Annotated in this window: 19 protein-coding genes; 7 read left to right on the top strand and 12 right to left on the bottom strand. The window is 70.3% G+C overall.

Translation table 11 applies throughout. From position 1 onward, the window contains the following. Positions 1-137: 137 nt before the first annotated feature. Positions 138-1,712, bottom strand: coding sequence for a group II intron reverse transcriptase/maturase (gene ltrA / locus CAP_RS41025; protein ID WP_231511999.1), 1,575 nt, complete (start codon positions 1,710-1,712; stop codon positions 138-140). Positions 1,713-2,440: 728 nt separating this feature from the next. Beyond that, a complete protein-coding gene (locus CAP_RS41030) occupies positions 2,441-3,367 on the bottom strand; it encodes a DUF4388 domain-containing protein (RefSeq protein WP_044251384.1) in 927 nt (308 codons plus the stop codon). 256 nt (positions 3,368-3,623) lie between these two features. On the opposite strand from CAP_RS41030, the gene kdd reads away from it, so the two are divergent. Both kdd and CAP_RS41040 read left to right on the top strand, forming a co-directional pair. Continuing rightward, positions 3,624-4,700 carry an L-erythro-3,5-diaminohexanoate dehydrogenase gene (kdd, locus tag CAP_RS41035; RefSeq protein ID WP_197041568.1) on the top strand — a complete coding sequence of 359 codons (1,077 nt, stop codon included), beginning with the start codon at positions 3,624-3,626 and terminating at the stop codon, positions 4,698-4,700. A 33-nt stretch (positions 4,701-4,733) separates the two neighbouring features. Continuing rightward, positions 4,734-6,425, top strand: a complete 1,692-nt coding sequence (locus CAP_RS41040) for a formate--tetrahydrofolate ligase (RefSeq protein WP_044251387.1) — start codon at positions 4,734-4,736, stop codon at positions 6,423-6,425. A gap of 18 nt (positions 6,426-6,443) precedes the next feature. Here CAP_RS41040 and CAP_RS41045 read toward each other — a convergent pair whose 3' ends face one another. From CAP_RS41045 to CAP_RS41080, 6 genes are all read right to left on the bottom strand, one after another. Further along, positions 6,444-8,645, bottom strand: coding sequence for an ATP-binding protein (locus CAP_RS41045; RefSeq protein WP_081865795.1), 2,202 nt, complete (start codon positions 8,643-8,645; stop codon positions 6,444-6,446). A gap of 137 nt (positions 8,646-8,782) precedes the next feature. Next, positions 8,783-9,100, bottom strand: coding sequence for a hypothetical protein (locus CAP_RS41050; protein WP_197041569.1), 318 nt, complete (start codon positions 9,098-9,100; stop codon positions 8,783-8,785). Between the two features lie 2 nt (positions 9,101-9,102). Then, entirely contained in the window at positions 9,103-12,633 is a 3,531-nt protein-coding gene (locus CAP_RS46730) for a sigma 54-interacting transcriptional regulator (protein WP_156041616.1), read from the bottom strand. A gap of 276 nt (positions 12,634-12,909) precedes the next feature. After that, entirely contained in the window at positions 12,910-13,800 is an 891-nt protein-coding gene (locus CAP_RS41070; RefSeq protein WP_081865796.1) for a DUF2520 domain-containing protein, read from the bottom strand. Further along, positions 13,797-14,402 (bottom strand): nicotinate (nicotinamide) nucleotide adenylyltransferase, encoded by a 606-nt coding sequence (gene nadD / locus CAP_RS41075; RefSeq protein WP_044251428.1) that lies wholly within the window; start codon positions 14,400-14,402, stop codon positions 13,797-13,799. The genes CAP_RS41070 and nadD overlap by 4 nt, the downstream gene beginning before the upstream one ends. A 34-nt stretch (positions 14,403-14,436) precedes the next feature. Then, positions 14,437-15,057 (bottom strand): hypothetical protein, encoded by a 621-nt coding sequence (locus tag CAP_RS41080; protein WP_044251399.1) that lies wholly within the window; start codon positions 15,055-15,057, stop codon positions 14,437-14,439. A gap of 194 nt (positions 15,058-15,251) precedes the next feature. Between CAP_RS41080 and CAP_RS41085 the strand changes: the two genes are divergently transcribed. Next, the gene (locus tag CAP_RS41085; RefSeq protein WP_044251402.1) at positions 15,252-16,538 is read left to right on the top strand and encodes a 2Fe-2S iron-sulfur cluster-binding protein; all 1,287 of its coding nucleotides are present in this window, start codon (positions 15,252-15,254) and stop codon (positions 16,536-16,538) included. Positions 16,539-16,544: 6 nt separating this feature from the next. Here CAP_RS41085 and CAP_RS41090 read toward each other — a convergent pair whose 3' ends face one another. The 3 genes from CAP_RS41090 to CAP_RS41100 all read right to left on the bottom strand — a co-directional run bounded on the left by CAP_RS41090 (position 16,545) and on the right by CAP_RS41100 (position 19,839). After that, entirely contained in the window at positions 16,545-17,231 is a 687-nt protein-coding gene (locus tag CAP_RS41090) for a heme exporter protein CcmB (RefSeq protein WP_044251405.1), read from the bottom strand. Between the two features lie 3 nt (positions 17,232-17,234). Then, positions 17,235-19,166 carry a biosynthetic arginine decarboxylase gene (gene speA, locus CAP_RS41095; RefSeq protein WP_081865797.1) on the bottom strand — a complete coding sequence of 644 codons (1,932 nt, stop codon included), beginning with the start codon at positions 19,164-19,166 and terminating at the stop codon, positions 17,235-17,237. A 301-nt stretch (positions 19,167-19,467) separates the two neighbouring features. Next, positions 19,468-19,839, bottom strand: a complete 372-nt coding sequence (locus CAP_RS41100; protein ID WP_044251410.1) for a hypothetical protein — start codon at positions 19,837-19,839, stop codon at positions 19,468-19,470. Positions 19,840-20,007: 168 nt separating this feature from the next. Between CAP_RS41100 and CAP_RS46735 the strand changes: the two genes are divergently transcribed. The 3 genes from CAP_RS46735 to CAP_RS41115 all read left to right on the top strand — a co-directional run bounded on the left by CAP_RS46735 (position 20,008) and on the right by CAP_RS41115 (position 23,550). After that, a complete protein-coding gene (locus tag CAP_RS46735; RefSeq protein WP_081865798.1) occupies positions 20,008-21,021 on the top strand; it encodes a CPBP family glutamic-type intramembrane protease in 1,014 nt (337 codons plus the stop codon). Between the two features lie 162 nt (positions 21,022-21,183). Beyond that, positions 21,184-21,915 (top strand): lytic transglycosylase domain-containing protein, encoded by a 732-nt coding sequence (locus CAP_RS41110; RefSeq protein WP_081865799.1) that lies wholly within the window; start codon positions 21,184-21,186, stop codon positions 21,913-21,915. A 222-nt stretch (positions 21,916-22,137) separates the two neighbouring features. Beyond that, positions 22,138-23,550, top strand: a complete 1,413-nt coding sequence (locus CAP_RS41115; protein WP_044251412.1) for a KamA family radical SAM protein — start codon at positions 22,138-22,140, stop codon at positions 23,548-23,550. A 78-nt stretch (positions 23,551-23,628) separates the two neighbouring features. Here the strand turns inward: CAP_RS41115 and CAP_RS41120 are convergent, their stop codons facing one another. Beyond that, on the bottom strand, positions 23,629-24,948 hold the full coding sequence (locus CAP_RS41120; protein WP_231512001.1) for a helix-turn-helix transcriptional regulator: 1,320 nt from the start codon (positions 24,946-24,948) through the stop codon (positions 23,629-23,631). A gap of 487 nt (positions 24,949-25,435) precedes the next feature. On the opposite strand from CAP_RS41120, the gene CAP_RS41125 reads away from it, so the two are divergent. After that, on the top strand, positions 25,436-26,606 hold a 1,171-nt coding region (locus tag CAP_RS41125), incomplete at its 3' end, for a vWA domain-containing protein (RefSeq protein WP_044251417.1).

A 26,606-nucleotide genomic window follows, 5' to 3' on the forward strand; every position in this document is an offset into this window, starting at 1 on the left:
ACGGCAGGGGCTCGCGCCCATCGAGGAGGAGCCCCCGGTTACCCGGGGGCTCCTCTCACGGAACCGGACAAGTGCTGTTCACATCCGGCTCTTCGGGACGACGGGTTGCGACCCCCGCCGCCGGCCGGTTCACGACCTCAAACTATCCCGGCCAGCGAGAGCTGGACCGGGGCAATGACGCGCCGCGGGTGTTGCCGCCACCGTTCCACGAGCGAGACGAGCCCCCGTTCGGCGAAGTACGCGTTGCGGAGTCCTCGCTCGGTCGCGACGCTGTGACTCAGCGCCCACAGGGACTTGCGGCCCTCGTAGACGCTCCGCCACGCGGTGCGCGGCTTCACCCCCAGCCGAATCAGCTTTCGCGCGATGGTGCTCTTGGTCTTCCAGTGCGCAAGCTGGATGGCCCGCAGTCGTCGCCGACTGTAGCCGTCCAGGCTTCGGAGCGCATTCTCGGCCCTGTCTGTGCAGATCCCGAAGAAGTTGATCCATCCGACCAGAAGCCCGTTGAGCTGCTGGATACACGCTCGGAGCGAGTCTCCCCAGCTCTTGGGTGTCAGCTCTCGGATCCTGCTGCGTACGTGCTCTTGCGAGCGCGTCGACAGCAGCACCTCCACCTCTCCATCCATCGGCTCACGCCGCAGCCGGAAACCGAGGAAGTGTCTCTCTTCGGGTCGGGCGACCGCACTTTTGCCGGCATTCACCTGCAGGCGCAAGCGCCTCTCGATGAAGCTCGTCACGCTGGCCATCACCCGTTGACCTGCCCGCTCACTGCAGACGTAGATGTTGCAGTCATCTGCGTAGCGCACGAATCGGTGCCCGCGCCTTGCAAGCTCGTGATCAAGCTCGTTCAGCACGATGTTGCTGAGCAGCGGCGACAGAGGGCCACCTTGAGGCACCCCCTGCTCCGTGCTCACCACCACCCCCTCCGGCATCACCACCCGCGCCCTGAGCATCTTTCCGATGAGCACGAGTAGCCGACGATCGCTGACGCGCTCTGAAAGGCGCGCCATCAATCGCTGGTGATGGACGCGATCGAAGAACTTCTCCAGGTCGATGTCCACCACCCACTCGTACCCCTCTTCCACATGCTTCCGGGCTTGGTCGATCGCCGTATGGCAGCTCCGACTGGGCCGAAATCCGTGGCTGCTGTCATGGAACGTTGGCTCGTACAGCGGCTCAAACACCAGCCGCACCGCCTCCTGCACCACCCGGTCAATGACATTGGGAATGCCAAGACCGCGCTGGCCTCCCCCCACTTTCGGGATCCACACCCGTCGGCTCTCTCCGGGCGTGTAGGTCCCTGTTCGCAGGGCGACGCTCAGCTCCGCCATCACCTCGTCGAGATGCTCGCGCACCTCTTCCACGCTCTGCCGGTCTGGGCCAGGTGCTCCCCGATTTGCTGCCACGTTCTGGAAAGCCTCTCGCAGTCGCTCCGTCACCTCTTCCATCGTTGCCGACGGGGTCTTCTCGTTCTTGCTCCTCGGCTTCGGCACCGCGTGCGCTGCAGCCGGAGGTCGGCCTCCGGCCACCACGCCGTCGGCCCAGTTGGCTCTCGCCTTCCGGTCTTCGGCTGTCCCGAGTGGCAGTTCAAGTTGCCCCGTCCGTTGTTTGACCGGGACCGCCTTCCCTCCCCCGACGCTTTCCATGCTCCGGGTTGAGACCGTCTTTCGGCGGCCCTTCGGTACTACGCGGTCCTCTGACTTCTGCCGGGTCATCGCCTTTCGTTCTTGCGTCCTACAGGCTACCGCTCGCGCGGAGCCCGGCAGATCTCACTGGGTAAGCACCAACGGACTTCGTGGCCCTCTCGTCGCCTCTACGCCTGCACTTCCAGCGGACTTCGGGCTTCACTGCTGCGGGCCAGCTCACCCAAGTGCAGCCGCCTCTTCGGCGCTTCGCTCTCGCTCGACACGGCCACGCACCTACGACTTCCACCAGACCCTCGGTCGCCCTCGGGCCCTTGTCTCCTCGGTGTCGGGTTCCCTCCGTTTGGGCCCCGGGTTTGGACTTCCACCTCCTGTCTGTTGGCCATGCCAGTCGCACCCGCCGAGCAAAGCTCGTCGGGGCCCCCCACCCCGCGATCCAGGCGCGGTTCCCAGAGCACTCTGCCGCTTCGGGCCTGACGCCCGTCGCCTCGGGAAGCGGACAATGTCCCCGGCCGTATGGTTCAGATCGGCGATGCGCCGCGCCTTTCCAGACCGCGAGCCGTGACGGCGGCGCTCTACGGCGCTCTACGGCGCACGTCCAGCCCACGAGCCGTGACGGCGCGGCGCAGGTTCGCCGGCCCGAGGCACACCCACGGCAGCCCGTGCTGTGGCGCCGTCGCTCAATCCCCAGGCGATGCGAACGCGCACCTCAGCCCGTGCCGTGGCGCCATCTCCCGATCCCTCAGGCGACGCGCAGCAAGCCCACCGCTCGACAGAAGGACCCCCGGCGGGGTCCCCCTTCACTCGACGCGGAGGTAGCCACCCTGGATGAGCTTGAGCACGGCCTGCGCCGTCTCCAGGTCCGTGGCCGGGCACTTGTTGAGGACCGCGGCCATGAGCCGCTGGTTGAAGGCGATCTGGAAGACGTCGAGCTCGACGTGGCTCAGGTCTCGCAGGAGCGGCTTCAGGGGGTGAGGCACCACGAGCTGGGCCGAGAGTTCCGGGAGCTGGTGACGGATGTTGTTCAGCTCGTCGATCTGACGAAGCCCATCCATCAGCAGTTCCTGAACCGTGGCGCTGATCTCTCCCGCGATGACCCGCTCCTCGGCAGGCTCGAGGTCGAAGGTGCCGCCGGTCCAGGTCAGGACCCGGTACATGCTCTTCATCGGCGGCATCTCCGCGAGATCGTTGATCGTCGCGTAGGTGACGATCCCCTTGCGGAGGTAGATCTTGCCGACGTCATCCTCGGAGCGGATGACGAGCACGCCGCTCTTCTTCGAGGTGCCGAAGAGCTGAAGCAGGTCGGGCAACGGGATCTCGTCGATCGACCCCGACATGGTCTTCGTCTGGCCCGTGCGCATCGAGGGCTCGTCCAGACGACGCCGGGGCGCGGGGGCCGACGGATCCACGGAGACGACCTTGAGGATGCTCGTACCGATGAGCACCCGGTCGCCCTCCTTCAGGGCCGTCTGCTTGATCTTCTCGCCGTTGACGAAGGTGCCGTTCGTGGACCCCAGGTCCTCGATGAGGATCTGGTCGGTCGAACAGGCGATCCTCGCGTGTCGGCGAGACACCATGTCCTCGACGAGTACCATGTCGAGATCACTCGACCGCCCGACGAAGATCTCTTGGTTCTCCGCCAGGGGAAACTCGCCGCCTTGATACTTCCCCGAGATGAAACGCAGCGCCAGATTGCGCGGCGCCACCTTGGGAGCTTGATTGACCATCGGAGAGAGCGAGTAGCTTCGTCGCGCTACGCGAACGCCAGCAAGGCTGAGAGTCTAGTTTCGCGTGGCGAAGAAGGTCAAGCGATCGTCGGCTGGATGCCGTCGTTTACGTCGTACTCCCCGGATTCTCGTGGGTCTCTGCAACGCCTCTCCTTCCCCGCCCCTCTTCCATCTCCATGCCTCGCCCCTCCCGCGCCGCCCCTCCCCACTGGCGGAACCTGCCGGAGCGGGGCCGGGGTGTGGTAAGCGGGCCGGCGTGAGCCACGAACCTACCCTCCCTGCCGGCACGACCAGCGTGCCCCCCGGCGACCTTCTGGGCACGCACCGCGTCCTCTCCCCTCCCGGCGCCATGCCCCAGCCGGCGGAGCGGCTGGATGCCGACCCCTCCCGCGAGTTTTCCACCGAGATCCTCGTGGACGTCGAGACCCTGAACATCGATGCAGCCAGCTTCCGGCAGATGGAGGAAGCGTCGGGGGGAGATCTGAAAGGCGTGGAGCGCCTCGTCCTGGAGACGATCGCGCGGCGCGGCAAGCAGCACAACCCGGTGACGGGCTCGGGTGGGATGCTCCTCGGCGTCGTGCGCCGGGTGGGTGCGCAGGCCACGGACCGAGGGCTCGCGGTGGGAGACCGGGTGGCCACGCTGGCCTCCCTCTCCCTGACGCCCCTCACGGTCCGCCGCATCCTCGCGGTGCGCCCGGCGTCGGCTCAGGTCGACGTGGAGGGCACGGCCATCCTCTTTCACTCGGCGCCCGTCGCGAAGATGCCCACCGACATGCCGGAGCGGCTCGCGCTGGCGCTGCTCGACGTCGCAGGCGCAGCGCCGCAGGTGGCCCGGCTCGCGCAGCCGGGAGAGGCCGTGGCGGTGCTCGGGGCCGGCGGAAAGTCGGGGCTGCTCTGCGCCGCCGAGGCGCGACGTCGCGTCGGCATGGAGGGGCGGGTGATCGGCGTCGAGTCATTCCCTGCCTATGCCGAGGAGCTGCGCGCCCTCGGCATCTGTGACGCGGTGGTGGTCGCCGACGCGCGCGACCCCCTCGCAGTCCGCGACGCTGTCCTGCCGCACACGGGGGGCGCGGGCGCGGATCTCACGCTGTCCTGCGTCAACGTGGGCGGCGTGGAGCTGTCGGCGATCGTCGCCACGAAGGACCGCGGCAAGGTCTACTACTTCGCGATGAGCACGAGCTTCACCGCCGCAGCGCTCGGCGCCGAGGGCATCGGCAGAGACGTGGACCTCTACATCGGAAACGGCTACGCCCACCACCACGCCGCGCACACCCTCGATCTGGTCCGGGGGAGCGAGGCGCTCCGGGGGCTCCTGGCCTCGCGGTACGGATGATCCGGGTCCGGATGGGTGGATGAAGGAGGAAGCATGTCGTCGAGCAACCGCACGTTCTCCCCTCAGCGAATCCAGGACGTCGCCAGCGAGCTAGGCATCGCAGAGGAGCACCTGGAGATCTACGGCCGCGGCAAGGCGAAGGTCGACCTTGCCGCGCTCACCGATGCGCCGCGGGGGGCGGGTCGCGTGGTGCTCGTCTCCGCCATCAACCCGACGCCTGCTGGCGAGGGCAAGACCACCACGTCGGTCGGCCTCGCCATGGGGCTCAGGCGCCTCGACAAGCGCGTCGCGCTCTGCCTGCGCGAACCCTCGCTCGGCCCGGTCTTCGGGGTGAAGGGCGGCGGCACCGGCGGCGGGCGCGCCACCCTCGTGCCTTCGGACGACATCAACCTCCACTTCACCGGCGACCTGCACGCGATCACCACCGCGCACAACCTGCTCTCGGCGATGATCGACAACGCCTGCCACTTCGGCGTGCACTGCGGTCCCAAGGACCCCCTCGATCCGCGCCGCATCACCTGGGGGCGGGCGCTCGACATGAACGACCGGGCACTCCGCAACGTGGTGCTCGGCCTCGGGCGCAAGACGGACGGGGTCCCGCGGCAGGACCGCTTCGACATCACCGCGGCCAGCGAGGTGATGGCGATCGTGGCGCTCGCGTCGAGCTACGAGGACCTGGAGCAGCGGCTCGGCCGCATCGTGGTGGGCACCTCGCTCGGCGGGGCGCCGGTGACCGCGGCCGACGTGGGCGCCGCGTCGGCGATGACGGCGCTCCTGCGCGACGCCCTCAAGCCCAACCTGGTGCAGACGGCGGAGGGGGGCCCGGCGCTGGTGCACGCGGGGCCTTTCGCGAACATCGCCCACGGGTGCAGCTCCATCCTGGCGACGCGGCTCGGGATCACCCACGCCGACTTCGTGGTGACCGAAGGGGGCTTCGGGTTCGATCTCGGCGGCGAGAAGTTCCTGGACATCAAGTGCCGCGCCGCCGGGATCTGGCCGCGGGTGCTCGTGCTGGTGGCGACGCTGAGGGCGCTGAAGATGCACGGCGGGGCGCCGGTGAAGCGCGCGGCCGAGCCAGATGCCGAGGCGCTGCGCCGCGGCTTCGATCACCTCGCCAAGCACCTGGAGACCGCCGCGTTCTACGGGCTGCCGGTGGTCGTGGCCATCAACGTGTTCCCGAACGACACGGCCGAGGAGCTCACGCTCGTGGAGGAGGCGCTGCGGGAGCGCAACGTGCGCATGGCCCGCTGCGAGGGCTTCGCGCGCGGCGGCGAGGGCGCCCTGGATCTCGCCGAGGCGGTGGCCCAGGCGGCGGAGGCCTCGGATGACGCGCCCCCAGCGCCTCGCTTCGCCTACGCGCTGAGCGACCCGCTGGAGGAGAAGATCCGCAAGATCGCCCGGGTGGTGTACGGCGCCGACGACGTGACGCTGAGCGCCGGGGCGGAGAAGGATCGGGCGAGGCTCGAAGCGCTGGGCGGCGCGGAGCTGCCGGTGTGCATGGCGAAGACGCAGCTCTCGCTCACCGACGACCCGGCGATCCACGGCAGGCCACGCGGCTTCACGGTGAACGTGCGCGAGCTGCGGCTGAGCGCCGGGGCGGGCTTCGTCGTGGCCTTGACCGGCGAGATGATGACCATGCCGGGCCTCCCGCGGGAGCCCGCCGCGCTGCGGGTGAAGCTCCTCCCGGACGGGAGAATCCGCGGGCTCATGCAGAACGACGACTGAGGCGGGTCTCCCTCGGCGTCACACGGAGAGCCCGGACGACGACTCGGGCGCCGGGGGTGTCACGGGGGCGACCGTGGAGCGCACGGGCGTCTTGCCGGTCGGCCCGGGCGCCGGAGTCCCGAGGGCGTCGGTGACGGCCGGCAAGATCACCGCGAAGGTGCTGCCCTTCCCCTCGTACGAGCGCACCTCGATGCGGCCCCCCGCCCCTTGCACGATGCGCTGGCTGATCGCCAGCCCGAGGCCCGTGCCTTTCTCCTTGGTGGTGAAGAAGGGCAGGAAGATGCTCTCCAGCACCTTCTGCGAGATCCCAGGGCCGTTGTCGGCGACGGTCAGCTCCACGAACGGCTCGTCGGCAGCGCCTGAACCCGAGCGGGTGCCCCGCCCGAACCGCACCCTGGTGCTCACCACCACCTTGCCCCGCCCCTTCATGGCCTGCACGGCGTTGCGGAAGAGGTTCATCAGCACCTGGCGGAGCTGCTCCGGATCGATCCCCACCCGCGGCAGCGAAGGGTCGAGGACCGAGTCGACCACGAGGTCGTCGTCCAGGCGCTCGGTCGAGAGCACCTGGAGGGTGCGTCGCACCACCGCGTTGACGTCGACGGGGCCGACCATGTCCTGCGCGGGCCGCGCGAGATCGAGCACCGAGCGCACCACGCGATCGAGCCTGTCGACCTCCTCCAGGATGATCCCCAGGAACTCGCGCGAGGAGGGATCGACCGGCGCGTCGGGGGTGGGATCGGCGAGGAGCTGCGCGGCGCCCTTGATCGCGCCGAGGGGGTTCCTGATCTCGTGGGCGATGCCGGCGGCCATCTGCCCGAGGAGCGCCAGCCGGTCGCGCTCCTTCATCTGATCGTAGAGGCGGCTGTTCTCCACCACGACCCCGATCTGGGCGGCGATGGTCTCGAGCAGCGAGATCTCCTCCGGTGAGAAGGCGTCGCGCACCCGCGTGTCGGCGACCACGAGCAGACCGATGAGCTCCCGGTCCTCGTCGCGCACGGCGAGCACCACCGCCGAGCGCAGGCTGCCGAGGACGTCGGCCGCCGCGACCACCGCCTCGTCGGCGCCGCCTCCCATGCCGCGCTCCCGGGACTCGCGCGTCTCGCGCTCCAGGGTCTCCAGCACCACGGGGCCGCGATCGAGGCGATCGAGCAGGGCGCGCGCGGTGGCGACCTCGATCCTGTCGGGGGAGCGGGGGCCCAGGGAGGCGAGGCGCGCGAAGCCGTTGCCGTCCCGATCGTGGAGGTAGAGGGCCGCCGCCGTGGCGCGCCGCGACTGCTCCAGCGCCGTCATCACGATGGCGCCCATCTCGTCGACCTCCAGGGTGTGCACGAGGCGCCGCCTCGCCTCGGCCACGCTCCGCTCGAGATCCACGCGCTCGCGGAAGAACACGCGCTGGAGCTGCTCTTCCACCCGCTCCTGCAGCGGGTCGGAGAGGACCATGAGCACGATCGCCGCGAGCACGGCGTTCAGGTACATCGTGTTGTACCCACCGAGGAACGTGAGCACGATGTAGAACATCAGCGCGATGAGGAACGCGACGGCGGTGGCGATGAGCAGGCGCGCCAGCATCTCGTAGAGGTCGAGGAGCCGCTCGTGGCGGAGGGCCTGCGCCAGCACGAAGATGAACACGATGGAGAGCGCCGCGCCCACCGGGGGGAGCTGGGCCCGCAAGAACCACGCGAAGTCGGCGACGCTGGCGAGGCCGGCGAGGGCGCCGATCACCACGAGGAACCTCACCCGCCGCTGCGCCGCGCGCGACGGGCTGCGCTTGCCCCGCTGTCCCAGGGTGTAGAGGCCGCACGTGAGGAGCGCGAACACGTAGAGGAAGACGCCGACGCGCGTCACCCAGTCCGGCCACGATCCGGGCTCCCACCGCAGGAACACCACGATCGCCAGCGGGATCGCGAGCACGTGCGCGACTCGGAGCAGCCGCGAGGGGCGGTTGCCCTCGTGGGGGACCATCGCGAGGAACAGGTGCAGGGCGAACTGCGGGAGCAGCACCGCGAGCAGGCCCGTGAAGCGCTCCCAGATCGAGTCCCGGAAGTAACCGAAGAAGAACTGGGCGAGGTACCAGAGCCCGATGTCCGCCGCGAAGGCGGCGAAGAACAGGTGGACCTTGCGGACCCGGCCCCGGAGCAGCGTCGAGGCTGCGATGACGAGCGCGAGGAACCCGCAGACCAGGGCGGTCCGGGTGCGAAGGTCGAAGCCTAGGGGCGGCACGATCGAAGCCTAGCGCAGAGCGCGCGGCGTCGCGCAGGCGGGCGCGGGAAGGTGCAGAGAAGCGAGGTGAGGCCGGGAGGCGGCAGAGAATCTCAGGAGCGGTTCCGCCCCGGGTGGCGGCCTTCCCGGGAGGTGGCTCAGTGCTTCTTCCGGTTCGTACCGGGCTCCCACGGATTCGGGTTCGGATCGGGCAGGATTGTGGGAGGGCTGATCAGGTCCTTCCACGGGTTCGGGTTCGGATCGGTGCCGAGGGTCCCCTGCTGGGCGACGTCCTCCCCCGGCACTGGGATCAGGTCGCTCTGCGCCTCGTCGGCCGCCTCGAGCTCACTCTGCTCCACCGCCAGCAGATCTTCCTCGGACTCCACCGGCTCGACCACACAGCCGCCGAGCGTTGTCGCGAGCAGGAGCGCGAGCGCCGGTCCCATGAAACCACACCTGTTCGTCCAACCACTCATGGTCAGTCCTCCGAGCATCCGCCGAAGCCGTACTGCTTCACAAGCTGTGAGAGCCGCGGTCGCTTCATTCCAAGGAGCGTTGCCGCGCGCGTGATATTCCCGTTGCTCTCGGTGAGCGCCCTCGCGATGCACTCCCGCTCGATCTCGCGCTTCATGTCGCTCAGGCTCACCCCGGCGCGCACATGGGCGTAGGCCGCCTCCACGGGCGTCCTGCCCGGGTCTGACGGGCGCGGATCGGAGGAGGGCGGGGCGGAGGGGATCGCCGTGTCGCCCCCGCGGAGGGACGCGGCTCCCGCGCTCGGCTCTGCCAGGGGGGCAGCCGCGGCGAGTCCGCGCAGATCATCCACGTTGGCTGTGATGTCAGCGAGCTCGATGACGTTGCCTTCGGCGAAGAGGGCCGCGGCGCGGAGCGCGTTTTCGAGCTCGCGCACGTTGCCGGGCCAGGCGTAGGTGGAGAGCGCCGCGGTGGCGTCGTCCGAGAGGCGCTTCGGGACGTTGCCCCGCTCGCGGGCGATCCGGGTGAGGATCTCCGCCGCGATGAGCGGGAGGTCACCGATGCGCTGCCGGAGGGGGGCGACCTCCAGCACGACCTGCCGGAGGCGGTAGTAGAGGTCTTCACGGAACTCGCCGCGGGCCACCATCGCCCGCAGATCGCGGTGGGTGGCGCACACGATGCGGCAGTTCGCGCGGAGGGGCGTGACGCCGCCGACCCGCTCGAAGGTGCGGTCCTGGAGCACCCGCAGGAGCGCGACCTGCGTCCTCGGCGAGATGTCGCCGATCTCGTCGAGGAACAGGGTGCCCCCCTCGGCCAGCTCGAAGCGCCCGCGCCGCCGGGCCGCGGCGCCCGTGAAGGAGCCCTTCTCGTGGCCGAACAGCTCGGAGAGGAGCAGCGTCTCGACGAGCGCCGCGCAGTTGACCTTCACGAGCGGGCCGCTCTTGCGGGGGCTCAGCTCGTGGAGCGCCTCGGCGACCAGCTCCTTGCCCGTGCCGCTCTCGCCGAAGATGAGCACCGTCGCGTCGGTGGGACCCACCTTGTGGATCTGCGACAGGAGCGACACCACCGCCGGCGTCCGCCCTGCCATCCTCTGGGCAGCGGGCATCACGCCGTCCCTCGACGCGGGTGCCGAGGCGCGCAGTGACGAGGGGCGCGCCGCGAGATCGCCCTCCATGCTGCTCGCTGGCCCGCTCACTGGCCCGCTCAACGGCCCGCGCTCGCCGCGGCTCGAGTCGCGGTCCTCGGGCACGAACGCCGCTTGAGCGCGGCAGAGCGCGGCAATGGTCGGGCGCGCCAGGAACTTCGCGCGCAGCTCGGGGGGCAGCGCGTCGGCGAGCTGATCTCTCAGCGCGCACGCCGAGGTGAGGTGCGCGCGCGCCGCGCGGCGATCGCTCCCGAGCACCGCGGCGTGGTGGAGGAGCACGTACGCCTCCCGGGCGCGCTCGTCGTCGTTCGCCGTGCGGGCGCGGTCCAGAGCGAGCAGCGAAAGCTCCCCGAACGGCTCGCCAGTTGCACGCGCGAGCTCCGCATCGAGGAGTGCGAGTTCGGCGAGGAGCGCGGGCGGGTTCTGGTCACCCCGGGCGCGATCCAGGGCCTGCGCGGCGCGGGTGACGTCGCCCTCGTCGAGCGCGACCCGGGCAGCCATCGCGTGGCACTCCGACCGCTTCGCGCCGTGGTTCGAGCCGGACGCGGAGGCGATGGCCTTGGTCACCTCGGTGCGGGCCTCCTCGCTCCTCCCCTGCGCCAGCCGGATCTGCGCCATGACCAGCGCGAAGTGGGGCGCCCACGTCCCCGGCAGGCCCGCGCTGCACACCTTGCGCCCGAAGGCGAGGGCCTGCTCGGCCTCGGCGACCAGGCCGACCCGGAGGCGAAGCTCCGCGAGGTTCGCGATGCAGTTCGCGAGCCCCACCCTGTCACCGACCTGGCGCGAGACGTCGATCGCTTGCTCGGAGAGCCGGAGGGCCTCGGCGTAGTCGGTCCGCTGCGTGGCGATCACCGCGAGGTTGCTCAGCGCGAACGCGGTGGCGCGGGACTCACCGGCGCGCTGCCCGTCGTCGAGCACGGAGAGCAGCATCGCGCGCGCCTCGTCGTCGCTGCCGCCGGACAGGAGGGCGACGGCGCGGTTCATGCGCGCGCGCAGCTCGCGGTGCAGGTCGTTCCCGCACGCGGCGTCCCAGCCGTCGGCCGCGAAGTGGCGCTCCGCCTCGGCCCAGGAGGCGTCCGCGAGGAGCAGCTTGCCGAGCACGTTGCGCGCGTCGAGCCGCGCCTCGAGATCGCCTGCGTCCGCGAGCCCTGCCTCCGCGGCGCGCCGGGCTGTCGCGAAATCGCCCGCCTTGTAGTGGGTGTCGGCGAGCTGCACCAGCGCACGCGCGCGCTCCGCGGGCATCTGGGCGCGCTCCAGGGCCTTGCCGAGGACGATGGCCGCGGTGGTCAGATCCCCGCGCGCCATCATGGCGCGGCCCAGGGTGAGCAGCGGCTCGAACACCTCGCCCTCGCGCGCCACCGAGGCACGGGCAAGCTCGAAGGAGCGGTCGACGTCGCCGACCTGCATGGCAAGCTGCGCCGCCCTGAGGAGGCACGCGCCCGAGGCCTCCCTGGGCAGCCCCTCGAGCGCGCGCGTCCAGCGCCGCCAGAGATCCGAGCGCGCGGCAGGGTCGGTCACCCAGGCAAGGGCGCGGAGCGCGACATCCTCGGCGCGGTCGATGAGGCCGAGGCCCGCGAGCAGCTCACTCGCGCGGAGCCACGCCCAGGGCTCGGCACTCAGCTTCTCGAGAGCCTCCGCGGCCGCCAGCGTGTCGTCCGGCCGGGCCGGGTTCGCAGGAGCCATGGGGGGCGCGATGGGGATGACCCAGCCCCGCGCGTCGACCTCGACGAGACCGAGCGAGAGCAGCTCGTCACGCGCCTCCGCGCAGGCTGCCACCGCGATCCCGGTGGGGAGCAGGTTCCCTAGCTGCGCCGCGTGCCAGGGCATCTGCGCGAGGGTGAGCCGGGTGAGCAGCTTCGCCGCGGTCGGGCGCAGCTCGGGCGCGGGCCTCGGCGCGCCTGGCTCCACGGCAACGGCCGAGGTCCACCACCCGTCGAGCGCGTCGAGGCGATCGAAGCGCGCGCCGAGCTGCCGCTGTGCCTCGCCCGCGAGCGCCTCCCACCAGAGGTGGAGTTCCTCGCGCCCGATCGAGCCGCGCAGCGCGATGGTCGGCGCCCAGGGCGTCGGCGCGCCCTCGCTGCACACGAGAACGAGCACGCGCGCCGCCTGCGCTGCCTGCACCGCCTGCGTGGCCACGAGCCGGGTCATCTCCTCGGCGACCGCATGCCCCCAGCCCGTCGCCGCGCCCTCCATCACGAGGAGGACCGCGCCCTCCATCGAGGCGAGGATCTCCCGCGCAGCGGCCAGCGGATCGGCCGTGTGCACCCCGCAGCGCAGCGCGAGCTCACGGAACGCGCAGCCGCCCGCGCAGCCGCCGCCGAGACGCGCCCACACGAGAGGCCTGCCGGAGGCACGGACGCGCCGGGCGACGTGGGCCGCGGTGGCATCGAGCACGGACCGCGGACCGTGGAGATAGTGCAATCCCCGGGTGGCCGGATCCCGCACGAGACCGTCGAGCAGGCGGAAGCCACCAGCTTCGACCGACGTCTGCGGAGAGGTAGCAGCGACGGCGTTTCGCACCGATGTCCAGACTACCTGCGCCTCCCGACGCCCGTCTACGGAAGCGTGCGGGATCGACGACCACGAAGCATGGAGAACCCGGAGGGCGCTGGTGGCTGCCCTGGAACGATCCTGGAGCGCACGAACCGGGGCGCCCGTTCCAGCAGGGCTCTACGGCGCTCGCTTCAGCGCAGCTTCCACCGCGTCGAAGGCCTCGGCAGGCGCCTCACCGAGGGTACGCGCCAGGGGTAGCTGGACCGCCGCCGACACCTCGTAGAGAGGGATGAGCTCGGGCGCGAGCCGCCGCAGCGTCTCCAGGTGCCTGGCAATGCCGGCCGCGTCCCCACGGCGGACGGGCCCTGTCAGCGCGCCCGGCAGACCGAGCGCTTCCACGTTGTCGGCCACCGTGCGCAGGAGCGGACCGAGCATCGCGGCGGCCGTCTCCCGCGTCACCCCGGCACGTTCCAGCAGCCCCACGCCTCCGGCCGCGAGCGCCGCAGCGCCGTTGGCGACGATCCCGGCTGCGGCGTGGTACGCCACCCGGTCGAGGCCGGGGATGGTGCGGGGCGTCATCCCGAGCCGCTTCCCGAGCGCGCGGCAGAGACGCACCGCATAGGGATCGCCGTCCACGTGGAGCTGCCCACGCAGCAGGCCCGGCGTCACGGCCGGGGACGCGAACGAGATCATCGGATGCATCTGCGCCACAGCGACCTGCGCGCTGCGCACGGCAGCGAGCGCCTCGGGCCCGAGCGCGCCTGCGCAGTGGACCACCGCGCATCTCCGGTGGCCGACGAGCCCCCGCTCCCGCAGCGCCTCGGCGCAGGCGGCGAGGTCACGGTCGCGCAGCGCCACGATGACGAGATCCGCGTCGATGCGCCGCCGCGGCAACCCCTGCCGCGCAGGCCGCAAGGTGGAGGGCTGCCCGACGGCGCGGAGAGCCCGCTGCAGGCCGCGTCCCACCTTGCCTCCGCCATAGATGAAGATCGCGATCTCACCACGATCGGTCTTCGTCGCGCCCCTGCCCCTGGTCGTTCCGCTCCGCTTTCCCGTCTTCGCGTTCATGTCCGCTTCACGTCCGTTCCCCGGTAGAGGCCACGCGCCACGATGTGCTCGAGCACGGCCCGCGGCAGCATCCAGCGCACGGCCTCCAGAGCGCCTGCAGCGAGCGCCGCACGCGCCTCCGTGCTGGATACGGCGGGGAGCAGGGGCTCGGGCGCGGTCAGCGTGGAGGGCGGGTCGTCCGGATCCGGCGTGAGGCCGGCCCGGCCGAGCACCAGCGGCGGCGCCAGCTCCGCGATCCGCTCGAACCGGTGCCACCGCGGTAGATCCGGCAGCACGTCGGCGCCCACGAGCAGCCGCATCGACCAGTCCGGGTGGGTCGCGGCGAGGTGCTCCAGGGTGCGGAGGGTCAGGCTCTCTCCCCCGAGCTCCCGCTCCACGGTGGACACCTCCACGGACGGGAGCCAGCCGACGGCGAGCCGACACATGGCGAGGCGATCCTCGTAGGGGGCCAGCTCCTTCGCGAAAGGGTGCTGGTAGACCGGAATCACCATCACCGCGTCGATCGGCGCCACCGACAGCGCATAGGTCACAGCGAGCACGTGCGAGACGTGGATGGGGTTGAAGCTGCCCCCGAAAATGGCCACCCGCCGCGAGGACGCCAGGTCCACCGACGCCTCCGCCGGCGCCTCGCCCATCTCAGCCTCCCGAGCCACCCTGAACCTTCATCTTCGCGGCGCCGAGCTGGCCACCCACCGTCTCGCGCGCGGTGACGGTGCCCTTCGGGTTCATCACCTCGATGCGCAGCCCACCTCCCCCGTCGTCGAGCAACGCGGCACCGCCGTCCTGCGATCCGATGGGGCCGGGCGCGACGAAGGTCCGCGAGCCCGCCTTGCGGATGAACGACGACGGGCTCTTGCCCACCACCAGCACGGACGCGGGGAGGACGTCCTCCTCTTCGAGCGTGGCCTTGTCGAAGACGAAGAGGACGACGCGGCCGTCCAGCAGCTCGATGGTGCGCCGCCCCGGGGGCAAGGTGCAGAGGACACGGAGCTGGAGCCTCGCCCGCTCCGAGGCCACGAAGCGGTGAATGACCTCGGCGCTCGCGCTCGCGCAGCGCGCAGCCCGCGCGAAGATCGACCCCTCGCGGGGATCACCGCCCACGATCTCCCGGGCCCACCCTGCCACCACCTGGTCCAGCGCATCGTCGTCGGCGACGTAGAGGACCTTGTCGGCGTGGGCCTGGTCGAGCAGGAGCTGCGCCGCCCGCGCAAGGGCGGGGAGGTCTCCCTGGGCAGGGCCGAGGATGCCAAGGCGCATGTATCGTCGCAGCATAGACCACACCTGAAATGGGGGGCACTGTTCTGGCGAGACATCCTTGAATGAGGGCGGAGGCGCTCCGGACGTCGATGGGGCCGACGATGCCGGTGACGAGGCCCCGAGCCCCGGCCGCTCAGGGCTTGCGGGGGACGAACCCGGGAGCCGCCGGGGACGGGCTGTACTAGGGTCCTCCCATGCTCCGGCGCACCCGCGCGCTCCGCGACCCCGTGACCATCACCATCGACGGCGACCCCGTCCCTGCCGAGCGGGGGGAGCCGCTGGCCGTCGCGCTCCTCGCCTCCGACAACCTGCGGCTCGCGCGCAGCCCCAAGCTGCACAGGCCCCGCGGACCGAGCTGCTTGCGCGGAGGATGCGACGGGTGCCTGGCGCGCGTGGATGGAGTGCCCAACGTCATGACCTGCACCCGCCCGGCCCTGGGCGGCGAGCAGATCGAGACCCAGAACGTCCTCGGCTCCAGGAACGCCGATCTCCTGCGGGTCACGGACTGGTTCTTCCCGAACGGGCTCGATCACCACCACCTCATGGCCGGCATCCCCGGCCTGCAGGACGTGATGCAGTCGTTCGCGCAGAAGGTCGCTGGCCTCGGCCGGCTCCCCACCAGTGTGGAGGAGCCCCACCCTGCGCGCCGCCTCGACGTCGACGCCGCCGTGGTGGGCGGTGGTCCCGCGGGCGTGGCCGTCGCCTCCAGGCTCGCGCGGCAGGGGCTCCGCGTGGCGCTCGTCCACGACGGGCTCTCGCTCTGCGCCGATCTCGAAGGCGCGAGGGCCACCTCGCCGCGCTTCCCCCACCGCGCGGCGGAGGTGCTCGCGGCGCACCCGCTGGAAGGCGTGGAGGTGCTCCTGCGGCACGTCGCGGCCGGGGTCTACCTCGGCGAGATCCTCGCCGCGGGCGACGCCGGGGCGCTGGTGATCCGGGCCCGCGCCAGGATCTTCGCCACCGGCGCGCACGACGGCATGGCCGCCTTCCCCGGCAACGACCTCCCCGGAATCCTCTCCGCGAGGGCGCTCTGCCGCGTCCTCGCCTGCGGCATCACCCCGGACGGGCCGGTGGTGATCGCCGGCGAGGGCTTCTGGGCGGACGAGGCAGCGGCCCGCCTTGGCAGCGCCCTCGGCGAACGGGTGCCGCTGCCTTCGCTCCTCGGCGTGCGCGGCAGCTCCGAGGTGCGCGGCGTCTTCGTCAAGGAGGGCACCCCGCCCCGGCGCCGCACGGTGAAGGCCGTGGCCCTCGCCCTCTCCACGCCGGGCGCCCCCGCGTTTGAGGTGGCAGCGCAGGCAGGCGCCGAGGTGCAGTACCGCGACGGCGCGGGCTACACCGTGGTCGTCGACGCGCGGGGGCGCGCGGGCGACGGGCTCTGGGCCGTGGGCGAGTGCACCGGTGCGCCACCGGAGCCAGGCGCCCTGCTCGCAGCGGCTCGGATCACCGCCGACGACGTCCTCACCACCGCCCGCGCCGTGCCCTGACGCGGCTCACCCCTCGATCAGCAGCTCGAACAGGCCGAGCCCACCGGCCACGAAGACCACGTCGAACACGCCCATCAGGATCAGGTAATCGGTCAGCTCGCCGACGGGCGCCCCGCCGAACAGCTCGCGCGTGCCTGCCACGGCCGCGAGCATGGTGGGCGCGAGCAGCGGGAACAGCACGCTCGCGAGCACGAGATCCCGCGCCCGCGTGCGCACGGTCATCGCCCCGAACAGGGTCCCGCTCGCCGCGATGCCGGGGGTCGCCGCGACGCAGAGCAGGAACAGCCCGAGCGCCACCTTGCGGAGGTCGACCGAGAAGAGCAGCGCGGCCACCGGGATCACGATGATCTCCACCGCCGCCACGAAGGAGAGCACCCCGAGCGCCTTGCCCGCGAAGATCGCGCTCCTTTGCACGGGCATGACCAGCAGGCCGCTCAGCGCGCCCTCCTCGCGCTCACGCTGCCAGGTGCGGCTCAGGGCGAGCACGGACGCGAAGGTCACGCTCACCCAGATCACGCCGGGCGCCACCTGCTCCGAGGCGCCCTGGCCGGCGAAGAAGGCGAGCGAGGCGATGACCGCCACCAGCACGGCGAAGAAGCCGCTGGTGGTGACGATCTCGCCCGTGGACAGCTCGATGGCCAGGTCCTTCCCGGCCACCAGCAACGCCTGCCGCGCCCACCCCGGTCGGCTCATGCGTCAGAAGCTCAGGTAGGTCTGGTCCTTGAGACCACGCTCGTAGTCGGCGAGGAGGCGCATGCCCTCGGTGGGCTTGAGGAGGTCCTGCTTGATCGCCCCATCGACCTGCGCCTTCACCCGCGCGATGAGCCCTGGCGTGTCGTACTGGGTGAGCCCGAGGACCTCGCGGATCTGGTTCCCCGCGATGGTCTCCTCGATGTAGTAGCCGCACTCCTCGTCCGAATCGAGGAACACGTGGACCTCGTTCACGCGGCCGAACAGGTTGTGGATGTCGCCCATGATGTCCTGGTAGGCGCCGGTGAGGAAGATGCCGAGGTAGTACGGCTCCTCGCCGTTCAGGCCGTGGAGCGGCAGCGTGTCGCGCACGTCGGACAGGTCGATGAACTTGCTGACCTTGCCCTCGGAGTCGCAGGTGATGTCGACCAGGGTGCTGTCGGCCGCGGGGCGCTCGTTCAGGCGGTGGATGGGCACCACCGGAAAGAGCGAGCCGAGCGCCCAGTGGTCGAGGAGCGACTGGAAGACCGAGAAGTTGCAGATGTACTGGTCCGCGAGCTGGGTGCGGAGCTGCACGACGTCCTCGGGGGCCTCTTCCTCGCTGAGCGAGGCCGCGAGCAGCGCCATCTTCTCGGCGTTCTCCCAGTAGAGCGTCTCGACCCGCGCCTTGACGTCGAGGTTGAGCAGGCCGAGCTCGAACATCTTCTGCGACTCCTCCTTCACCTGGAGGATGTCGTGCCACGACTCGGCGAGGTTCGAGGCCGTCAGGTTGTCGCGCGTCTCCAGCAGGGTCTGGATGAGCTTGTGCTCCTCGGCCTGGATGTCGATCGGCGTGACGGGCGTCTTCTCGATGGAGCCGAAGGCCTGCACCACCAGCACCGAGTGGTGGGCCACGATGGCGCGGCCGGACTCGGAGACGATGTTCGGGTGCGGCACCTTCTCGTCGTCGCAGATGTCCGCGATGTTGTGGACGATGTCGCGCGCGTACTCCTCGACGGAGTAGTTCATCGACGAGTGGAAGGTGGAGCGGGAGCCGTCGTAATCGATGGCGAGGCCGCCGCCGACGTCCATGTACTCGATCTTGTGCCCCATCTTGCGGAGCTTGGCGTAGTGGCGGGTCGCCTCCCGCACCGCGCGCTTGACGATGAGGATGTCGGGTACCTGCGAGCCGATGTGGAAGTGCAGGAGCTTGAACGACGCGCTCATCCCCGCCTCGGCGAGGATGTTGCACGCCGCGAGGATCTCCGCGGTCGAGAGGCCGAACTTCGCGTGCTCACCGCCGCTCGACGCCCACTTGCCGGCGCCCTCGGTCATCAGCCGGACGCGCAGCCCGACCATGGGCTCGACGTTCATCTCGCGCGCGACGCGGGTGATGGTCCGCACCTCGGAGAGCTTCTCCGCGACGAGGAGGACCTTCTTGCCCAGCTTGCGGCCGATCATCGCCGTGCGGATGAAGTTCTCGTCCTTGTAGCCGTTGCAGATGATGAGCGACTCGTTGTCGGTGTGGACGCTGAGCCCGGCGAACAGCTCGGGCTTCGAGCCGACCTCGAGGCCGTAGTGGTAGGTCTTGCCAGCCTCGAGGATCTCCTCGACCACCTCCTTGAGCTGGTTGACCTTGATCGGGAAGACGCCGCGGTAGACGCCGCGGTACTTCACGTCGGCGATGGCGCGGATGAACGCCTCGTTCAGGGTCCGCACCCGGTGGTGCAGGAGGTCCTGGAAGCGGATGAGGAGCGGCGTACGCAGCCCTTGCTCGCGCGCGGCTTCGACCACGTCGAGGATGGAGATCTTGCTGCCGCGCTCCTGCAACGGCGACACGCTGATCTTGCCTTCAGAGCCCACGTCGAAGTAGCCGCGACCCCACCGGTCGATCATGTAGAGCTCCTTCGCGTCGTCGGTGGTCCACGCGCTGGGGTCCTGCTCGTGCGTGCTGCTCAACTTCTTCGCCTCCTTGAGGCTGCGGTGATGATCGATCCTGGATTGAAAACGCGGGGGAGCCGACGACGACACTCCCCCTGGCGCGCTCGGCCCCGGGCCGCCCGCGCTGCGACGCTGGACACTCGCCGGCCTGATGCATCATGGCCGGCTGGAGAATGTTGAGTGATCGAACCCGTGAACGCCCGGAGTTCCAGGCGTTCACGCTGCGGCTGAATACGATAGGAAGAAGCGACCTTCAAGCCCGGCAGAGGGGACGCGCGCCGACGCCGAGGTGACGCGGTGGGCCGGGTCTGGCGAGGGGTCAGGCCTTGGGGGCCGGGGCGGCTGCCTTCGCGCGCTTGGCGACGGCCTTGTAGTGGTCGTAGAGGCGGGGAACCGGCCACGCCTCCAGGCGCTTCCGGTAGCCGGCGTCCTTCGTGCGCTTCTCGGTGTCGAGCACGGCGTCCACGAGCTTGGCCCGGGTGCCGAACTTCTCCTTGACCTCGGAGAGGGTGGTGTGAAGACGGATGAGCTTCGCGTTCGAGACGTGCTCGAGCCCCTTCGAGCCGCCGCGGTCGGAGCTGATGCGCCCGACCCAGAGGTCGTCGTTCATGAACTGCTTCAGGGCTTCCACGAGCTTCGACTTCTCACCGAAGCGCTCGTTCACGATCGCGAGCGGACCTTTGCGTGCCATGGTCGTTTTCTCCTGAGAGGGTGCGCGAGATGACTCGCGCGGCCAGTGTGAGGGCGCGGTGTAGCAGAGCGGCGCCTTCATTTGCAAGCCGCTGCAAGCCGCTGCACGCCGCTGCACGTCGCTGCTGCGGCTCACTCCCCCGTGGCGCTCCGTGGTAGAGGCGCGGGCATGCTGGAGCAAGGCCGCTGGCTACTCGCCCAGGCCGCCCAGGCCGCCCAGGCCGCCCGGGCCGCCCCCCTCCCCCTCCCGGTGCCCGAGGGGCCGTCGGCCCTGGAGACCGTGCTCAAGGCGCTCTTCCCGGTCGCGGCGTACATCGCCCTGGCGCCCGTGCTCTGGCTCTTCTTCGGCCGGACCTGGCGGGAGCTGGACGTCGCGGCGCACGAGCACCAGCGCCGCACCCTCGCCTCGGGCAAGTACGACTTCCGCCCCGCCGTCCTCTTCACCATCACCGCCCTGGTCCTCACCCTGCAGCACTACTTCGGGGGTCGGGAGGTCTACGCCGACCACATCCGCCCCTGGCTCCGCACGGTGGAGATGGACCAGATCATCCACCCCGGTGGCCTCGGCAAGTACGTCTCGCTGCGCCGCTACAACGAGCTTTACAGCTACGCCTGGTGGACCTTCACGCGCGTCTTTGGCTACGTGGTCATCCCCCTCGGGATCTGGAAGATCTGCTTCCGGCGCGACAGCCTGCTCGACATGGGCCTGCGGACGAAGGGCTTCCTGCAGCACGCCTGGATCTACCTGCTCTGTCTCGCTGTGGTGGTCCCGGCGGTGGTCATCGTGGCGGGCTCCCCCGACTTCGGCGACTACTACCCGTTCTACAAGCAGAGCTCACGCTCGTGGTTCGACCTCCTCGTGTGGGAGGCGATGTACTTCGCGCAGTTCTTCGCGCTCGAGATCTTCTTCCGCGGCTTCTGGCTCTCCGGCCTGCGGCAGACCATGGGCTCCGGCGCCATCTTCGCGATGATCGTGCCCTACTGCATGATCCACTACGGCAAGCCCTACCTGGAGGCAGCCGGCGCGGTGGTCGCGGGCATCGCCCTCGGATCGCTGGCCATGCGGACGCGGAGCATCTACTCGGGCTTCCTCGTGCACGTGACGGTGGCGCTGCTGATGGATCTCCTCGCGCTCGCCAACAGAGGCGCCCTGCCGAAGACCTTCTGGGCTCCAGGACCCTGATCCCCCGGCATGCCGCGCTGCCAGGATGGCAACGCATCGGGCGCTGAGGGCGCGACGATCCGGCAAGCGCGGCGCCGCGTGCGACAAGATGGCAACCGGCCGGGATCCGGGTGGCAGGCATTTGCGCGACCGGGCCACCGGCTTCTATCCTGAGGGCGTACCGTGAAGCTCCGCTCCTCGCCGCCCAGCCCTCGCCTCTCGCCCGCCTCCCCCGCCTCGCCCTCGCGGCGGCGCAGCGAGCGCCTCTCGGGGGCGGCGGTGCTCCTCGGGGTGCTCGCGTTCTGCCTCTCGCTCTGTCCTGGCCGCGCCGAGGCCGACATCTACATGTACACGGACGAGCAGGGCGTGACGCACTTCTCGAACCGCGCGGCCGCGGACCCGAAGTTCAAGCTGTACCTCAAGTCGCCGGAGCGGCGAGGCGCGTCGCGGGGCAGCGTCACGCCGTCGCCGCCGAGCGACAGGAGCCTCGACCGGTTCACCCGCTACGACGCCTGGATCCGGCAAGCGGCGACGCTGTACCAGATCCCCGAGGAGCTGATCCGCGCGGTGATCAAGGTGGAGAGCGACTACGATCCGCGCGCGGTGTCGCACGCGGGCGCGCAGGGGCTGATGCAGCTCATGCCCCAGACGGCGCTCCGGATGCAGGTCAGAGACGCCTTCGATCCGCGCGAGGCGATCTTCGGCGGGACGCGCTACCTGCGCGTGCTGGCCAACGTCTTCAACGGCGACCTCGACCTCACCGTCGCCGGCTACAACGCGGGCGAGGGCGCGGTCATGCGGTACGGCGGCATCCCGCCCTACGAGGAGACGCAGGCCTACGTGACCCGCGTGCGCACGTACTACGCCCGGTACCGGGCGACCCGCGACGCCACGAACGCATCCATCGAGCCCTGAGCCAAGGACCGAGCGCGGCGCGGAGATCGGCACAACGCGCTGCGGCAGGTCCGAGGAGGCACGGCAGGAAGACGAACGGTTCCGCGGATCGGCGCGCGGCGCGCGCAGCGAAGCGAGAAACGGGAGTTCCTGCGGCGCGGGACAGGGGTTGTGCAAGTCGGCCCGGCCCACTAGAAACCCTAGGGCACCTCCTTCTTTCTTGCGGGGGAGGGCAACGAAGCCATGACCGCCACTCCTCCGAATCTGATCGAGCTGGGCAAAAAAGCAGCTCCCGGGATCGTGCACCTCAAGCCGCCCGTGGATCCCGCGACGCTGAAGCACCGGAACCTCCTGGAGGCGCCCGACTGGCGGCGCATCCCGGCCTATGCGGACGTCACCGAGGAGCAGTTCCTCGACCATCGGTGGCAGTCGAAGAAGACGATCACCCGTCCCGACAAGCTGCTCGAGACGCTGAAAGGGCTGGTCTCCGAGGAATTCATCCGTGACGCCACGGAGGGGTTCCAGCGGGCGCCGATGAGCGTGCGCGTGTCGCCGTACCTGATGTCGCTCATCGACTGGAACGACCCGTACCACGACCCGCTGCGGATCCAGTTCATCCCGCTGGCGTCGCGGCTCCTGCCCGATCACCCGAAGCTCGGCCTCGACTCGCTGCACGAGCGCGCCGACGCGCCGGTCCCCGGCCTGACCCACCGCTACCCGGACAAGGCGCTCTTCCTGCCGCTCGACACGTGCCCGGTCTACTGCCGGTTCTGCACCCGGAGCTACGCGGTCGGCATCGACACCGACGAGGTGGAGAAGACCCACTTCCGCGTGGACGAGGAGCGCTGGCGCCGCGCGTTCGAGTACATCGCCGCGCGCCCCGAGCTGGAGGACATCGTGGTCTCCGGCGGCGACGCCTACAACCTCCGGCCGGAGCAGGTGACGCAGATCCTGGAGACCCTGCTGAAGCTGCCGAACATCCAGCGGATCCGGGTGGCGACCAAGGGCCCGGCCGTGATGCCGCAGAAGATCCTCACCGACCACGAGTGGGTGGACGCGGTGACGCGCGGGGTCGACCTCGGGCGCAAGCTGCACAAGGAGGTCGTGCTCCACACCCACTTCAACAACCCGAACGAGATCACCGGCATCACCCGCGACGCCATGAACAAGCTGTTCGAGCGCGGGGTGACGGTGCGCAACCAGTCCGTGCTCCAGCGCGGCGTGAACGACGCTCCGGAGACGATGAAGCTGCTCGTGAAGCGGCTCGGCCAGGTGCACGTGCACCCCTACTACGTGTACGTCCACGATCTCGTGCAGGGTGTCGAGGATCTGCGCACCACGCTGGAGACCGCGCTGATGCTGGAGAAGCACGTGCGCGGGACGACCGCTGGCTTCAACACGCCGACCTTCGTGGTCGACGCGCCCGGCGGTGGCGGCAAGCGCGACGCGCACTCGTTCGAGTACTACGACCGGATCACCGGGATCTCGGTCTACCAGGCGCCGAGCGTGAAGCCGGGTCAGCGCTACATCTACTTCGATCCGATCACGCTCCTGCCGCCCGAGGGTCAGGCGCGCTGGGCCGACCCGCAGGAGCACCAGCGCATGCTCGACGAGGCCCTGAGCCACGTGAGCGATCCCTCACGCGGTCGCGCCTGAAGCGCTTGCCCCTGAAGCGCTCGCACCTGAAGCGCTCGCGCCTGAAGCGCTGATGCAGCGAGCGCTGCGCGAAGCGCTTCAGGAGCTTTCCGCGGCGTTCTCGTAGCGGGCGAGGGCGCCGCGGAGTTCTTTCTGGACGCGCTCGACCAGCTCGGGGGGCTCGACGACGCGGGCCGTCTCGCCGAACCCGAGGACCCAGGTGGTCAGCTCGGTAGTGTCGCCGATCTCCATGGTCAGCCGGACGCCGCCGCCAGGGAGGTTGGTGAGCTGCTGGGAGGGGTGGACGTTGCGCGTCCGCACGAACTCGGTGACGCGCTCGTCGAAGTCGATGACGATGCGCAGCGGCTCCCGTCCTCTCCAGATGCCGAACTGGCCCTGGAAGTGGTCGTCGATGGAGAAGTCCTCGGGCAGTTCGAAGCGCTCGGTGGCCGCGCACTCCGTGTCGCGCATCCGGTCGAGCAGGAAGGTGCGGATCTCGCCCTTCTGCGCGTGCTGACCCACGCAGTAGATGGCGTCCTTGTAGAGGACGAGCGCGTAGGGGTGGATGGTGATCCGCTCCTCGCGGCCGTCCCGGGCGCGGCGGTAGCGGCAGCGCAAGGGGCGCAGGTCGGCGACGGCCTGAAAGAGGTCGTCGAGCTCCTCCGTCTTGGAGGCGTAATCCTTGGGCGCGAACGGCAGGTAGAGGAAGCGCTCCTCGAGCCGGGCGTCGGCGACGCCAGCGTTGGGGCCACGGCCAGGGCGACGGGCGACGCCGAGGAGGCGCTGGGTGGCGAGGTCGATCTCCTCGAACAGCGTGGAGCCGCGCATGGGCTCGAAGAGGCGGCGCGCAGCGAGGAGCGCGTAGGCCTGGGTGCGGCGCATCTCGACGCGGCGGGGAGCCTCGCTGGGGGAGAGGCGCCAGAGCCGGGGGCCGCCGGGGCGGGTGGGTGCGGAGATGAGGTCGAGTTCGCGCCGCACCTCGGCGAGGTAGCGACGGAGGGACCGCGGGGTGACGTCGAGCTCGCGGGCGAGATCGTAGATGGTCAGCCCCGCGGGGTGCTTCTGGAGCAGGCTGCGCAGCGCGTCGAGCCGGCGGTGCTGGGTGAAGGGCCCGCGCGGGCGGCCGCGGGCGGCGCGCTTTCCGATGGCCCCATCGTCGAGGGACTCCTGCTCGGCGTCGAGGTCCTCCTCTTCCTCCTCGCGGTCGCGGGCGCGCGAGCGCGCGGCAGGAGCCGCAGAGGAGGCGGAGGAAGCGTTAGACCGCTGAGAAGGAGGCGCCGCGCCGGCTCCTGCCGTACGGGCGCCGTCGCGTGAGGCTGGAGACGGGGAGGAGCGGGGGCGCGGAGGAGGTGTGCTCGCGCTGAAGAAGGGGTTTGCACTCCCCCCCGCGCGGGCCTTCTTCGGCGGGGGTGAGGCCACGCGAGCGCTTGGAAGGCCTGGGCGGGAGGCGCGAGGCATCACTGTGGGCTGTACTTCAAGGGGCCGCCTCGTCCAAGCACTAATCTGGAGTCGATGTAGGTGGACAGGCAGGGGCGGCGTGGGCAATGCACTGCCTGTCCCGCCCCCCTGGCAGTAAGGCCAAGTACCTCTCTGTCCTGAAGGCTGTGCCTGCTTGCCGAGCGTCCGCAGACTCAGGGCAAGCGTCTGCATGGGGGGGATGCGGAGGTGCGCTTCGAAGAACCTGGGCGAGGAGGCCGGGGGGGCATCAGGGTCGGAGCAGATGTCCGGCACGGTGGGAGGTGCTCGCGAGAAAAGCGTGGGGGCGATCGCACGCGCGTGCTTGTGGCCGGTGTAAATCTCGTGAGAGCATTCTTTGTTGGGGAATAAAAAATCCTTCGCGCGCAATCCGGGTAGCCCGATCCCGGAGTGAGTCGTGGCGCCGCGTACCAGAGAGGGCCGGAAGTTCATGACGACGAGACAGACCGACTGGGGTGCCCGCAGCATCCGCATTGCGACGAGGCTGGCCTTCACCGGGGTCGTGAGCGCGTTCGGTGCCCTCGGAGCAGCGCCTGCGTATGCGCAGAACTGCAGCTCGCCGAACCCGGCAGACTGGCCGCAGCCTGCGAAGTCGTACTTCATGCTGGCCTTCGACACCTCGGGGTCGATGGCGGACTCCGTTTACCAATCTGCCGGTGGCCCGCTGCTCCAGGATAGCTGCGCCTACGGCACGAACCGGCTGTCGCACGGGCGCTGCGCGGTGCGGAAGACCGTGCAGGCCTTCGCAGGGCAGGCGAATTTCGGCCTCGCGACGTTCGCGCGGCAGATGCTGAGCTGCACGGGGCCGCAGACGTCGTGCAATTTCTTCAACCCGCAGACGTACGTGCCTTACTGCAGCTACGCCGACCTGCCGCTGAACAGCAACGGCGAGCAAGGGAACCCGTACAACGCGCCCGGGGCCACCTGCAACGAGGGTTGCGGCTACGAGCCGACGCCTACCGGGACGAACTCGTCGACCCGGCGCGGGGCGAACATCCTGGTGCCGATGCTCCAGGACAGCTCCCCGCCGTCCGTGAGCAACGTCAACGACCTGCTGGCGTACGTGGACAACAACTGCACCGATGCGCGCGAGCTGTTCGCGACCGGGTGCACGCCGCTCAACGGCATGCTGCGCGGGATGTACACGTATTACTCGTCGCAGTGGCAGTTCCCTAGCTCCGGCACCCCCACGTACCCCTCGCCGCTGACGAGCGTGGCGAACGGGGAGCGGGGATGCCGCTCGGTGAACGTGATCCTGGTGACCGACGGCGGCGAGACGTGTGATCAGCCCGCGGATGCGGTCGACGCGGCAGCCGACATGTATGCGGGGTTCACGAAGGACGGGATCACGTGGCGGGTGCGCACCTTCGTCATCGGCTTCGCGTTCCAGGGAAACCTGATGAACCAGATTGCTGCGGCCGGGGGGACCGGGACCGCGCAGTACGCCTCGAACGAGGCCGAACTCAGCATCGCGCTGTCCAACATCATCAGCGGCTCGGCAGCCCCCGAGGTCTGCGACAACACGGACAACAACTGCAATGGGTGCGTGGACGAGGGCTACCAGCACTACTGCAACGTCAAGCCGGCGGGTCAGTGCTGCG

Source organism: Chondromyces apiculatus DSM 436 (assembly GCF_000601485.1).
GTDB classification, from domain to species: Bacteria; Myxococcota_A; Polyangia; order Polyangiales; family Polyangiaceae; genus Chondromyces; species Chondromyces apiculatus.